Here is an 11,574-nt window from a genome sequence, read left to right as displayed (position 1 = left end):
CCAGCTCGGCCGACCTCCAGTTCGCCCCCTCCGTCGGCTCCGCCGACACCTCCCCCGTGCAACGGGGGAGGAACTGGCGCCCCCCTACTTCGCCGCCTCGTTCAGCTGCTTCTCGCTCTCGGCCGCGCCTTCTTTGGCGTCCTGCTTCAGGTCCTTGCCGGCTTCCTTGAGCTCCTGGCCGGCCTCGCCCGCGGCTTCCTTCAGTTCCGCGCCGGTTTCCTTGGCGCTTTCCTTGATCGCCGTGCCCGCTTCCTTGACGTCGGGATCGTTGGCGATGTTGCGCGCAGCGTCGTTGACGTCGGCGGCGGCGGCCTTGGCGCCTTCCTTCACCTCGGCGGCGTGCTCCTGCGAGCAGGCGGCGAGCGAGAGGGCCGCGGCCCCGGCGGCGATCAGCATCAGCTTGGAACGCATGGTTTGGCTCCTTCTTGGTCGGCTGGATAACGGAGCGCCACGGCGCCGGTTCCGACTCCGGCTTTTCCGAAGGCCCCGAGACGTCTAAACCCCCGCCATGCGCATCGCCTTCCTCGGCACTCCCGATTTCGCCGTCACCTGCCTCGCCGAACTCGTCGCCTCGGGCCACGAGATCGTCTGCGTCTACTCCCAGCCCCCCGCGCCGCGCGGGCGCGGCCAGGAACTGAAGCCCTCGCCCGTTCACGCCTTCGCCGAGGGCCTGGGCCTGCCGGTCCGCACGCCGGTCTCGATGAAGACGCCGGAGGAGATCGAGGCCTTCAAGGCGCTGGACCTCGACGCCGCCGTCGTCGTGGCCTTCGGTCAGATCCTGGTCAAGGACGTGCTGGAGGCGCCGCGCCACGGCTGCTTCAACCTGCACGCCAGCCTGCTGCCGCGCTGGCGGGGCGCCGCGCCGATCCAGCGGGCGATCATGGCCGGCGATCCGGTCACCGGCGTCCAGGTGATGCGGATGAGCGAGGGCCTCGACGAAGGCCCGATCCTGATGTCGCAGCAGGTCGCCATCGAGGGCGACGACACCGCCGCGACCCTGCACGACAAGCTGGCCGCCACCGGCGCGCGCCTGCTGCCCGTGGCCCTGGCCGCGATCGAGCGCCAGGTCGTTCACGAGACGCCCCAGGCCGAGGACGGCGTCACCTACGCCAAGAAGATCAAGTCGGCCGAGGCCCGCATCGACTGGACCCGTCCGGCCATCGAGGTCGACCGCCACATCCGAGGCCTTTCGCCCTTCCCCGGCGCCTGGTTCGAGGCCCCGTCGGACAAAGGCCCAGTCCGCGTGAAGGCGCTGCTATCGCGCGTCGACACAGCATCCGGCGCGCCGGGAACGGCCTTGGATGACGCCCTGCTGATCGCCTGCGGCGAAGGCTCGATCCGCCTGCTCAAGGCCCAGCGCGAGGGCAAGGGCGTCCAGGACGCCGAGACCTTCACGCGCGGCTTCCCGATCGTGGCGGGAACGGTCCTGGCCTGATGCCCCGCTACCGCCTCCTCGTCGAGTATGACGGCCGCCCCTATGCGGGGTTCCAGGCCCAGGCGACCCTGCCCAGCGTGCAGGGCGCGATCGAGGCGGCGGTGAAGGCCTTCTGCGGCGAGGAGGTGCGCATCGCCGCCGCCGGGCGCACCGACACCGGCGTCCACGCCACCGGCCAGGTCGTGCATGTCGACCTCGAGAAGGACTGGCCGGCCCAGACGGTGTTCAACGCCCTCAACGCCCACCTGACCCGCGAGGCGGTCTCGATCCTCTCGGCCGAGGTCGCCGAGGAGGGCTGGCACGCGCGGTTCTCGGCCAACGAGCGCCGCTATCTCTACCGGATCCTGAACCGCCGCGCGCCGCCGGCCCTGGACAAGGGCCGGGTCTGGCACATGAAGAAGGATCTCGACCACGAGGCCATGCACGCCGCCGCCCAGCATCTGGTCGGCCTGCACGACTTCACGACCTTCCGCGACATGCACTGCCAGTCCAAGAGCCCGGTAAAGACCCTCGACGTCGCCCGCGTGCGCCGGGTCGGCGAGGAAATCCATCTCGATTTCGAGGCGCGCTCGTTCCTGCACCGCCAGGTCCGCTCGATGACCGGGACGCTGGTCGAAGTCGGCGCGGGCCGCTGGACGGTGGACGACGTGAAGGCGGCGCTGGAGGCCAAGGACCGCCGGGAATGTGGGCCTGTCGCGCCGGCGGATGGGCTCTATCTGGTGGGCGTCGGGTACGGCGACTAGAGGGCCTTGGCGCCCAGCGCTCGCATCCGGGCGAGCCAGTCCGCCCGCCCCTTGGCGCCGATCATCTCGATCCCGCCGATGATGCTGGTCCGGATCGGGCGATAACCGCTGAGCCACAGCACGCCCCGGGCCAGCGCCTTGACGCCATGGCCGCCGAACACCACGCGGAAAAACGGACCTGGCATGCCCATGGTCACTACCAGCCGGGCGCTGCGGCCCTTCAGCTTGCGGTTCCAGCCCCGCGGACCGACCTGGAAGCCGAAGCCGCCGCGATAGACCTGCTCCAGAAGCGCTTTCAACCGGGCCGGCACGCCGCCCAGCCAAAGCGGAAAGACAATCACCAGGTGCTCGGCCTCGACCATCGCGGCTTGCACCGCCTGGACGTCCTTCGCGGGCGGCTCGGCGAAGGCCGAGGCGTCGGTGAGGATCGGCGCGTTGACGGTGTCCAGGTCCAGCCGACGCACCGCGTGGCCGCTGGCCGTCGCGCCGCCGACGTAGGCCTCGCACAGCGCCGCGCTGAAGTGGTCGGCGCTGGGGTCGGGATGACCGTTCACGATCAGGATGCGCTTGGCCATGACAGCAGCTTGGCGCAACGGGATGACACCGCCTTGCGGCGGGTCAAATCCTTCCGTCAGTCCCGCCCGAACGCCGCGAAGTAGCGGTTGATCAGGGCCTGGTAGGCGCCGGCCAGCTGGCGGACCTCCTCGACCGGGACCCGCTCGTCCACCTGGTGCATGGTCGAGCCGACCAGGCCGAACTCGACGACCGGACACAGGGCCCGGATGAAGCGGGCGTCGCTGGTGCCGCCGGTGGTCGACAGCTCCGGGACCCGGCCGACGGCGTCGCCGACGGCGGCGACGATCACATCGGTGAAGGCGCCCGGCTCGGTCAGGAAGGCCTCGCCGCTGATCTTGCACAGCACCTCGACGCGACCCGAGAAGCCCTCGGCGGCCTCGCGGCATTCGCCCTCGATCCAGGCCGCCAGGTCCTTGCCCTTGTGGGCCGGGTTGAAGCGGATGTTCACCCGCGCCTTGGCCGAGGCCGGGATGACGTTGGTGGCCGTGTTGCCGACGTCGACCGTGGTCACCTCCAGGTTCGAGGGCTGGAAGCCGGCATAGCCCTCGTCCAGCACCCGGCTCTGCAAGCGCGAGAGGATGTCGACCATCACCGGGATCGGATTGGCGGCGCGGTGCGGATAAGCCACGTGGCCCTGCTTGCCGTCCACGGCGATCCAGGCGTTGATGCTGCCGCGGCGGCCGATCTTGACCATGTCGCCCAGCACGTTGGCGCTGGTCGGCTCGCCCACGATGCAGTGGTCGATGATCTCGCCCTCGGCGGCCAGGGCCTCGACGACCTTGACCGTGCCGTCCTCGGCCACGCCCTCCTCGTCGCCGGTGATCAGGAAGCTGATCGAGCCGGGATGGTCGGGGACGTTCGAGACGGCGGCCACGAAGGCGGCGATGGCGGACTTCATGTCGACCGCGCCCCGGCCGTACAGCACCCCGTCCTTGATCTCGGCCTCGAACGGCCCGGCGGTCCAGGCCGCGTCGTCGCCCACGGGCACCACGTCGGTGTGCCCGGCGAAGCAGAGGTTCGGCCGCGCCGTCCCGCGCCGCGCGTAGAGGTTCTCGATCTCGCCGAATTTCATCCGACGGCAGGCGAAGCCCAGGGCCTCCAGCTGGCGCTGCAGCGTGTCCATCGCGCCTTCATCGGCCGGGGTCACGGACGGACGTCGGATCAGGGCCTGGGCGAGGTCGACAGGGTCGATGCTGACGGAAACGGGCGCGGGGCTGTTCATGGTCTTGCCTTTAGGCTTCCCTCCGTCACGACGCAAACCCGGCAAACCTCTCCACGGACTGTCCATGCCCAAGATCGATCTAGCCACCGCCCCCACTCGCGTCGGCACGGGCTATCCCGCGCCCTTCAATGCGCCTTGCGTGGGCCGTCACCGCACCAAGCTGGGCGACGCGGTCGGCCTCACCCAGTTCGGCGTCAACCTGCTGCGCCTGCCGCCGGGCCAGTGGTCCAGCCAACGCCATTGGCACACGGCCGAGGACGAGTTCACCTGGGTCGTCGAGGGCGAGGTGGTGCTGGTCGACAATGACGGCGAGACGGTGCTGCGGGCCGGCGACTGCGCCGGTTTCAAGGCCGGGGTCGCCAACGGCCACCACTTCCAGAACCGCTCGGATCGCGATGTGCTGCTGCTGGAGGTCGGCTCGCGGCGTCCGGATGAGGATGGGTGTGACTATCCGGATATCGACCTGATCCTGCGCGAGGGCGAGGCCACCTACCGCCATCGCGACGGAACGCCCTACGACACCGAGAGCGGCCGCACACGCTAGCCTTTCGACGCGGCCTCGAACACGGCCAGCTGATCGGCGAAGGCGCGCTGAAACGCCGGCCGCGCCTCGGCCCGCGCGACATAGGCCGCGAGGTTGGGGTAGTCGGCCAGGAGGTTCGCGCCCGCGGGGCGGCGCAGCACGGTGACCATCATCAGATCCCCGGCGCTGATGGCCCCGTCCAGCCACTCAGCCTCGCCCAGCCGCTGGGAGAGATCCTCCAGGCGCCGGCGCACCTCTTGCTCCAGGCCTGGCTGGCGGGCCGCGAACCAGGGAGCGTCGCGCTCCAACAGGAGCGAGCGCTCGCGCTCGACGATCGGCGGCTGCACCGTGCTGACGGCGGCGAACATCCAGGCGATCGCCCGGGCGCGGGCGGCGGGCTCCGCCGGCAGCAGACCCGGATGGCGCTCGGCGATATGCAGGACGATGGCGCCGGACTCGAACAGGACCAGACCGTCTTCCTCGTAGGTCGGGATCTGGCCGAACGGCTGCAGCGCCTTATGCGCCGGCGCCTTCATCTCGGCGAAGGTCACCAGACGGACGTCATAGGGCTGGCCGACCTCTTCCAGCGCCCAGCGCACCGGCATGTCGCGCGCCAGCCCGCGTCCGCGATCGGGCGAGGTCTTGAAGGCGGTGAGGATCGGTTTCATCGCGCGTCTCCCAGGCTCTGGATAAGCCAAGGACGAGCGAGCGACGAGCGAGCCGACAGCCTTAGGCCGCGCGGCGGGCCTTCTTGACCTTGGCGATCGCGCGGTCGCGGCGCAGGCGCGACAGGTGGTCAATGAAGAGGACGCCTTCCAGGTGGTCCATCTCGTGCTGGATGCAGACGGCGAACAGGCCCTCGGCTTCCTCGACGACCGTCTCGCCCTGATAGTTCATGTAGCGGATGGTGACCTTGGCCGGACGCTCGACCTCGTCGAAATACTCCGGCACCGACAGGCAGCCTTCCTCGTAGACGAACATGTCCTCGGAGCTGGCCAGGATCTCGGGATTGACGAAGTAGCGCGGGGCCTTTTCCTCGCCGTCGCGGGCCAGGTCCATGGTGATCACCCGCACGGGCTCGCCGACTTGCACGGCGGCGAGACCAATGCCCGGCGCGTCGTACATCGTCTCCAGCATGTCATCCATCAGGGCGCGCAGCGCGTCGGTGACGGCCTCCACCGGGGCGGAAACCTTCTTCAGAACCGCCAGGTCGGCGGCGTTATCGACGGTGAGGATGCGACGGATAGCCATGATGCTCGTCAGGTAGGCGTGTCATTTCCGAGGGTCAAGGTGGGAGATTGCCCCACGGCGGGCTCGGCGCTCAACTTCGTGAGAGGGCGCACGCCCTGATCGATCGCGGCGGGCTCGTCGATCTTCTTGCCTTCGTGGTCGACGGACAGGTCCTCGAAACGACGCGCCTGGGTCAGGACCTGGCTCTCCAGCGAGCCGACGAACTGGTTGTACTTGCCCACGGCGCTCTCCAGCGCCTTGCCCATGGCGCCGGCGTGGGCGCCCATGACCGAGACGCGCTTGTAGAGCTCGCGGCCGACCTCGACGATGCGGGCGGCGTTCTTGGCCTGGTCCTCAGCGCGCCAGCCATAGGCCACCGCCTTGCAGAGGGCAAACAGAGTCGTGGGCGTGACCAGCACCACCCGGCGATCCATGGCTTCGGCCATCAGCTCGGGCAGGCGATCGAGGGCGGCGGCCAGGAAGCCGTCGCCGGGCACGAACATGGCCACGAAGTCTGGCGAGCCCTCGCCCGCGAACTGGTCCCAATAGGCCTTGGACGACAGGCCCTGCATGTGGGCGCGGACGCTGGCGGCGTGACGGACCATGGCGGCCTCGCGCAGGACCTCGTCGGTCGCCTCCTGTGACTCGAGGAAGGCGTTCAGCGAGCACTTGGCGTCGATCACGAACACTCCGCCGCCGGGCAGGGTGACCTTGACGTCGGGGCGGCGGCGCCCCTCGTCGCTGTCAACGCTGAACTGCTCCTGGAAGTCGAAGCGGCTGTTGAGGCCCGCGGCCTCCAGCACGTTGCGCAGGGTCTGCTCGCCCCAACGGCCTTGGACGCCGGCGCCGCGACGCAGGGCGGCCGACAGCTTGCGGGCCTCGGCCTGGGTGGCGGTGGAGGCCTCTAAGAGCGCGGTGATCTGGGCCTTGAGGCCGCCGGTCTCCTCGGCCCGCGCCTTCTCGACGGCGGTGACCTGGGCCTCGAACTTGGCGAGCGTCTCGGCGACCGGCTTCAGCTGGGCCTCCAGACGGGCCTCGGCCAGGCGCTCGCGGCTCTTGGCGTTCTCGTCGGCGCGCTTGATCAGCTGTTCGGCGATGGTGTTGGCGCTCTGGGCGGCCTGGGCCTTGATCAGCTCGATCTGGGTGGCGCTCTGGTCTTCCAGCAGTCGGTGACGCTCCTCGGCCTGGGCCAAGCGCTCGTTCAGCAGCCAGGCCTCGGCCTCGGCCTTGGCGGCGCGGCGTTGCGCGGTCACGGCCCACAGCCCCAGCGCCACGGCGACCAGGGCGAAGACGAGGGCCAGGATCGGATAAGGATCGGAGAAGTTCATGCTCCGTTCCTACCGGGAGTCGGCGGCGGCATAAAGGCCGCCGCCGCGCGCGATCACTCGTCGCCGTCGGCGATGTCGGCGATCAGGCCGTTGATCGGCTCCTCGTTGAAGCTGGTCACGTTATGGCCCTTGTCATGCACGCCGACCTTGGCGACGTGCGGGGCTTCGACCTCGGCCTCGGGGGCCTTGTCCTCGGGCGTGCTCATGAACCTAAATCCCTCCACTCACGCGTCCGGTGGTCCCGGAAGCGACGGCGGAGCTTGGCGCGGGAAAGCGAGGCTGTCAGCCGGATTTCCGACGAAGGGCGCGGATTTCGTCAGGCCGGGCGTCGGGCGCGCAACGCCTGGGCGATGGTGCCGTCGTCGAGCCAATCGAGATCGCCCCCGACCGGCACGCCGCGGGCCAGCATGGTCACCGGCACATTAGTCTGAGCCAGGCGGTCGGCGATGTAGTGGGCGGTCGTCTGGCCGTCGACCGTGGCCGGCAAGGCCAGGATCACCTCGGCCACTTCGCCGCCCCCGACCCGCGCGACCAGCTCGCCGATTCGCAAGGCCTCGGGACCGACGCCGTCCAGCGCCGACAACAGGCCGCCCAGCACGTGGTAGCGCCCCTTGAACGAGCCGCCGCGCTCCATCGCCCAGACCGAACCGACCTCCTCGACCACGCACAAGAGGCGGCCGTCGCGAGTCGCGTCGGCGCAGACGGCGCAGGGGTCGGTGACGTCCAGCGAGCCGCAGACCGAGCAGGTCCGGACCTTCTCCTGGGCGTCGGCCATGGCGGCCGCCAGCGGCGCGAGAAGCGTATCGCGCTTCTTCAGCAAGGCCAGGGCCGCCCGTCGGCCCGAGCGCGGTCCCAGCCCCGGCAGCTTGGACAGCAGGGCGATCAGGCGCTCGATCTCGGGTCCGGCGGAGGCCGCCATTCGCTTCCCTTCATCCCTTTCCGGCGGAAAGGGCGGTTAGAACTTCATCCCAGGCAGGCCGCCCATCAGGCCCGCCATCGGGCCCGCGGCTTCCTGCATCAGTTGGGCCTGCTTGGCGTCCAGCTTTTTCTTGGCGTCGGCGTGGGCGGCGACGATCAGGTCTTCGATCACTTCGCCTTCACCGGGGGTAATCAGGCTCTCGTCGATGCGGACCTTGGCCAGCTCGCCCGTGCCCTTCAACGTCACCGTGACCATGCCGCCGCCCGAGGCGCCCTCGACGGTGCTCTCGGCGAGACGCGCCTGGGCGTCCTGGAGCTTCTGCTGCATGGCCTGGGCCTGCTTCATCAGGCCGCCGATGTCTTTCATGGTCTTGGTCTCCAACTCTTGAATTCCCCTCCCCTCGATGGGGAGGGGTGGGGTGATGCGGCGGTGAATGCAGCGCGCGGCGGCGACCTCAGCACTCACCCCCGTCCCGAACCCTTCCCCCATCAAGGGGGAAAGGGCCTTTATGCCTCTTCCTCGTCCGGCTCCAGCGGCGCGGCCTCGGGGGTGAGGACCTTGCGGATCTCGACGATCTCGGCGCCGGGGAAGGCCGACAGCACCGAGGCGACGAACGGATCCTTCTTGATCTGCTCCAGCGCCTCACGCTCCTCGCGCTTCTGGCGCTCCATCATGCTCTCGGCGCCGCCGCCGCCCTCGGCCGCGACCAGCCAGGGCTGGCCGGTGTGCTCCTTCAGGAAGCGCACCAGGCGCCCGGCCAGGTTTCCAGGCGCGCCGGGGGCGGCCTCGAAGGTGATGGCGCCGGGCCGGAAGTTGATCGGGCGGACGTACTGCTCGACGTCCAGGCGCAGGCCGATGTCGCGCTTGGCGGCGATCAGGGCCATGACGTCGTCGAAAGAGGCCAGAACCGGCATGGCCTGGGCGCCCGGCGCGGCCATGGTCATGGGCGCATGAGCCGAAGCCGTGGCCCCGCCCGCGCCGCCGCCGACCGAAACACCGCCGCCCGGTCCGCCGCCGCCAATGGGCGCGCCGTCGCGCAGCGCCTTCAGGGCCTCTTCCGGTCCGGGCAGATCGGCCGCGTAGCACAGGCGGATCAGGGCCATCTCGGCCGCGGCCATGGCGTCGGGGGCGCGACGCACCTCCTCATGGGCCTTCAGCAGCATCTGCCAAAGCCGGGACAATGTGCCGGCCGAGGTGTGAGCGCCGATCGCCGCGAGGCGCGCGGCCTGCTCCTTGGGCATCGACAGGGCGTCCGGCCCCAGCGCCTTGGACACGGCCGAAGCGTGGCAGTGGTCGAGGACGTCCAGCATCACCACCGCCGGATCGGCGCCGAATCCCCACAGGGCGCGGAAGCCCTCCAGCGCCTCCTTGGTCTTGCCGGCCATCACGTGCTCATAGAGCGCGATGGTCTGGCCGCGGTCGGCCAGGCCCAGCATGTCGCGGACCACCGTGGCGGTGACCGTCTGGCCGCGCTCGGTCTGGACGATGGCCTGGTCCAGCAGCGAAAGGCCGTCGCGCACCGAGCCTTCGGCGGCGCGGGCGATCAGGGCCAGGGCGTCCATCTCGATCCGCGCGCCCTCCTTGGCGCCGATGCGGTCGAAGTGCTTGACCAGCACGTCGGGCTCGACGCGGCGCAGGTCGAAGCGCTGGCAGCGCGACAGGATCGTCACCGGGACCTTGCGGATCTCGGTGGTGGCGAAGATGAACTTGGCGTGCGGCGGCGGCTCTTCCAGCGTCTTCAGCAGGGCGTTGAACGCCGCCGTCGACAGCATGTGCACTTCGTCGATGATGTAGACCTTGTAGCGCGCCTCGACCGGGGCGTAGCGCACCCCGTCCAGCAGCTCGCGCATCTCGTCGACCTTGGTGCGCGAAGCGGCGTCCAGCTCCAGCACGTCCATGTGCCGGCCCTCGATGATGGCGCGGCAGTGGTAGCCCTCGGTGGTCAGGTCGACCGAGGGGCCTTTGACGGTGTCGGTCTCGTAGTTGAGCGCGCGGGCCAAGAGGCGCGCGGTCGTGGTCTTGCCGACGCCCCGGACGCCGGTGAGCATGAAGGCGTGGGCGATGCGGCCGGTGGAGAAGGCGTTGGCCAGCGTGCGGACCATGGCCTCCTGGCCGATCAGGTCCTCGAAGGTGCGCGGACGATACTTCCGCGCCAGCACGGTGTAGGCGTCGCCGCTCTCCGGGGGCGTCTCGACCACCGGGCGCGCCTCTTCGGCCACCGCCGCGGCCGGAGGTCCGCCGAAGATGTCGGCGGTGTTCTCGTCGCGTTCGGCGGGCGCTTCGTCCCACGGCGGCGCGGAATCAGGCGAAAGGTCGTCGTGGTCGGCCATGGCCCTCAGTGTAGTGGCGCGAAGGGCGCGGCAAAAGACCCGCTCCGAGCGGACCGGCCATCTGCTGACAGATTTCGCGATTTTAGGGGAAGGTGGAGACCGGACAGCGACCCGAAGGGGATCTCGTTGTGGCTGCTGCCTTCCGGCCCTGACCAGGTTGGCGAGGACTTCGTCCGAGCCGATCTCCGAGGCCTATATCGCGACTCATCGCGCAGGATGCAAGGCTGACGAGTCATTCTGCTCACGCTACACAGTGGCGCATGGCCCTTTCGATCATCACCAACACCTTCGCCGGCAACCCCTTGAACCGCGACAGCGAGCGGCGCGGAGACGAGGCGTTCATCGCCGAAAAGCTGGCCGACTCGGAGTCGCTGGCCGTGGCGCTGTGGAACGGCAAGCCGCTGGTCGAGGACATTCTGGACGCCGACGGCAAGCCGAAAGGCGTGCAGATCGCCTACCTCCGCGCCGACATGGCCCAGGATCTGGCCGGCGGGAACGAGAAGCTGCTGTACCTGGGCCTCTGGAAGGACATCGCGGTCTTCGCGGTCGACATCGAAGGCCCGGCCGACCCCGCCGAGGGACCGCTGCAGGGGCTGGGCCGCTTCGAGGAGCTGCGCGGGGCCGCGGCGACCATGCCGCCGGCCGACGCCGGCATCCTGGCCACGGCCAAGTCGATGTTCGAGTGGCGCCGCCGCCATCGCTGGTGCAGCGCCTGCGGCCAGAAGACCGAGGTCGCCGACGGCGGCTGGAAGCGTGTCTGCCCCGCCTGCGACGCCGAGCACTTTCCGCGCACGGACCCGGTCGCGATCATGCTGGCCGTCCACGACGGCAAGTGCCTGCTGGGCCGCCAGGCCGCCTGGCCGCCCGGGATGTTCTCGGCCCTGGCCGGCTTCATCGAGCCCGGCGAGACCATCGAGGAGGCCTGCGCCCGCGAGCTTGAGGAAGAGGCCGGCCTGAAGGCGACGGCTGTCCGCTACCACTCCAGCCAGCCCTGGCCGTGGCCCAGTTCGCTGATGATCGGCATGATCGCCGATGTCGCCAGCGACGAGGCCGCGCCAGACCAGACCGAGCTGGAAGCGGTGCGCTGGTTCACCAAGGAAGAGGCGCTGCGCCTGATCAAGGGCGAGTTCGAGGAAGGCCTCTTCGCCCCGCCGGCCCTGGCGATCGCGCACCAGCTGATCAAGGCCTGGGCGGAGGGGTAGGGTTCGGAAGTTCCTCCCCCGCGACGCGGGGGAGGTGGCCCAGAGGGCCGGAGGGGGCTAGCTCGG

The 11,574-nt window shown here is 69.9% G+C and carries 14 protein-coding genes and 1 other RNA gene; 4 read left to right on the top strand and 11 right to left on the bottom strand.

Annotated elements, in window-relative coordinates; all coding sequences use genetic code 11:
* Nucleotides 1-84: 84 nt before the first annotated feature.
* A complete protein-coding gene (locus AX690_RS09985; protein WP_066681372.1) occupies nucleotides 85-411 on the bottom strand; it encodes a cell surface protein in 327 nt (108 codons plus the stop codon).
* Between the two features lie 97 nt (nucleotides 412-508).
* Between AX690_RS09985 and fmt the strand changes: the two genes are divergently transcribed.
* Nucleotides 509-1,435 carry a methionyl-tRNA formyltransferase gene (fmt, locus tag AX690_RS09980; protein ID WP_066681371.1) on the top strand — a complete coding sequence of 309 codons (927 nt, stop codon included), beginning with the start codon at nucleotides 509-511 and terminating at the stop codon, nucleotides 1,433-1,435.
* Nucleotides 1,435-2,178, top strand: a complete 744-nt coding sequence (truA, locus tag AX690_RS09975) for a tRNA pseudouridine(38-40) synthase TruA (protein WP_066681369.1) — start codon at nucleotides 1,435-1,437, stop codon at nucleotides 2,176-2,178. The genes fmt and truA overlap by 1 nt, the downstream gene beginning before the upstream one ends.
* Here the strand turns inward: truA and AX690_RS09970 are convergent.
* Nucleotides 2,175-2,753, bottom strand: coding sequence for an NAD(P)H-dependent oxidoreductase (locus AX690_RS09970; protein ID WP_066681367.1), 579 nt, complete (start codon nucleotides 2,751-2,753; stop codon nucleotides 2,175-2,177). The two genes, truA and AX690_RS09970, sit on opposite strands and share 4 nt — an antisense overlap.
* 56 nt (nucleotides 2,754-2,809) lie before the next feature.
* Nucleotides 2,810-3,976, bottom strand: a complete 1,167-nt coding sequence (gene dapE, locus AX690_RS09965) for a succinyl-diaminopimelate desuccinylase (RefSeq protein ID WP_066681365.1) — start codon at nucleotides 3,974-3,976, stop codon at nucleotides 2,810-2,812.
* Between the two features lie 64 nt (nucleotides 3,977-4,040).
* Here dapE and AX690_RS09960 point away from each other — a divergent pair, with 64 nt between their 5' ends.
* Nucleotides 4,041-4,520 (top strand): cupin domain-containing protein, encoded by a 480-nt coding sequence (locus tag AX690_RS09960; protein WP_066681363.1) that lies wholly within the window; start codon nucleotides 4,041-4,043, stop codon nucleotides 4,518-4,520.
* Here AX690_RS09960 and AX690_RS09955 read toward each other — a convergent pair.
* The 8 genes from AX690_RS09955 to ffs form a co-directional block, all read right to left on the bottom strand.
* Complete coding sequence (locus tag AX690_RS09955) at nucleotides 4,517-5,167, bottom strand: glutathione S-transferase family protein (protein WP_066681361.1); 651 nt, start codon at nucleotides 5,165-5,167, stop codon at nucleotides 4,517-4,519. The genes AX690_RS09960 and AX690_RS09955 overlap by 4 nt on opposite strands.
* Before the next feature lie 61 nt (nucleotides 5,168-5,228).
* On the bottom strand, nucleotides 5,229-5,750 hold the full coding sequence (gene def / locus AX690_RS09950; RefSeq protein ID WP_066681356.1) for a peptide deformylase: 522 nt from the start codon (nucleotides 5,748-5,750) through the stop codon (nucleotides 5,229-5,231).
* An 8-nt stretch (nucleotides 5,751-5,758) separates the two neighbouring features.
* Nucleotides 5,759-7,057, bottom strand: a complete 1,299-nt coding sequence (gene rmuC / locus AX690_RS09945; protein WP_066681355.1) for a DNA recombination protein RmuC — start codon at nucleotides 7,055-7,057, stop codon at nucleotides 5,759-5,761.
* A 53-nt stretch (nucleotides 7,058-7,110) separates the two neighbouring features.
* Nucleotides 7,111-7,263, bottom strand: coding sequence for a hypothetical protein (locus tag AX690_RS22230; protein WP_082769599.1), 153 nt, complete (start codon nucleotides 7,261-7,263; stop codon nucleotides 7,111-7,113).
* A 110-nt stretch (nucleotides 7,264-7,373) separates the two neighbouring features.
* Complete coding sequence (gene recR / locus AX690_RS09940) at nucleotides 7,374-7,976, bottom strand: recombination mediator RecR (protein ID WP_066681354.1); 603 nt, start codon at nucleotides 7,974-7,976, stop codon at nucleotides 7,374-7,376.
* Between the two features lie 36 nt (nucleotides 7,977-8,012).
* Complete coding sequence (locus tag AX690_RS09935) at nucleotides 8,013-8,342, bottom strand: YbaB/EbfC family nucleoid-associated protein (RefSeq protein ID WP_066681478.1); 330 nt, start codon at nucleotides 8,340-8,342, stop codon at nucleotides 8,013-8,015.
* Nucleotides 8,343-8,482: 140 nt separating this feature from the next.
* Nucleotides 8,483-10,306 (bottom strand): DNA polymerase III subunit gamma/tau, encoded by a 1,824-nt coding sequence (locus AX690_RS09930; RefSeq protein ID WP_066681353.1) that lies wholly within the window; start codon nucleotides 10,304-10,306, stop codon nucleotides 8,483-8,485.
* A 90-nt stretch (nucleotides 10,307-10,396) separates the two neighbouring features.
* Nucleotides 10,397-10,494: signal recognition particle sRNA small type (ffs, locus tag AX690_RS09925), an RNA gene on the bottom strand.
* 72 nt (nucleotides 10,495-10,566) lie between these two features.
* Here ffs and nudC point away from each other — a divergent pair.
* On the top strand, nucleotides 10,567-11,508 hold the full coding sequence (nudC, locus tag AX690_RS09920; protein WP_066681351.1) for an NAD(+) diphosphatase: 942 nt from the start codon (nucleotides 10,567-10,569) through the stop codon (nucleotides 11,506-11,508).
* Nucleotides 11,509-11,574 lie beyond the last annotated feature (66 nt).

Origin of the sequence: Caulobacter sp. CCH9-E1 (assembly GCF_001556515.1) — a bacterium.
Taxonomy (GTDB): Bacteria; Pseudomonadota; Alphaproteobacteria; order Caulobacterales; family Caulobacteraceae; genus Caulobacter.
This window is presented reverse-complemented; position numbering and strand designations above follow the sequence as displayed.

Bases quoted from the DNA above. Each gene is read 5' to 3' on its own strand.
- AX690_RS09935 (WP_066681478.1), bottom strand. From the start codon at position 8,342: ATGAAAGACATCGGCGGCCTGATGAAGCAGGCCCAGGCCATGCAGCAG.
- AX690_RS09970 (WP_066681367.1), bottom strand. From the start codon at position 2,753: ATGGCCAAGCGCATCCTGATCGTGAACGGTCATCCCGACCCCAGCGCC.
- recR (WP_066681354.1), bottom strand. From the start codon at position 7,976: ATGGCGGCCTCCGCCGGACCCGAGATCGAGCGCCTGATCGCCCTGCTG.
- def (WP_066681356.1), bottom strand. From the start codon at position 5,750: ATGGCTATCCGTCGCATCCTCACCGTCGATAACGCCGCCGACCTGGCG.
- AX690_RS22230 (WP_082769599.1), bottom strand. From the start codon at position 7,263: ATGAGCACGCCCGAGGACAAGGCCCCCGAGGCCGAGGTCGAAGCCCCG.
- AX690_RS09930 (WP_066681353.1), bottom strand. From the start codon at position 10,306: ATGGCCGACCACGACGACCTTTCGCCTGATTCCGCGCCGCCGTGGGAC.
- dapE (WP_066681365.1), bottom strand. From the start codon at position 3,976: ATGAACAGCCCCGCGCCCGTTTCCGTCAGCATCGACCCTGTCGACCTC.
- AX690_RS09985 (WP_066681372.1), bottom strand. From the start codon at position 411: ATGCGTTCCAAGCTGATGCTGATCGCCGCCGGGGCCGCGGCCCTCTCG.
- AX690_RS09960 (WP_066681363.1), top strand. From the start codon at position 4,041: ATGCCCAAGATCGATCTAGCCACCGCCCCCACTCGCGTCGGCACGGGC.
- fmt (WP_066681371.1), top strand. From the start codon at position 509: ATGCGCATCGCCTTCCTCGGCACTCCCGATTTCGCCGTCACCTGCCTC.
- rmuC (WP_066681355.1), bottom strand. From the start codon at position 7,057: ATGAACTTCTCCGATCCTTATCCGATCCTGGCCCTCGTCTTCGCCCTG.
- AX690_RS09955 (WP_066681361.1), bottom strand. From the start codon at position 5,167: ATGAAACCGATCCTCACCGCCTTCAAGACCTCGCCCGATCGCGGACGC.
- nudC (WP_066681351.1), top strand. From the start codon at position 10,567: ATGGCCCTTTCGATCATCACCAACACCTTCGCCGGCAACCCCTTGAAC.
- truA (WP_066681369.1), top strand. From the start codon at position 1,435: ATGCCCCGCTACCGCCTCCTCGTCGAGTATGACGGCCGCCCCTATGCG.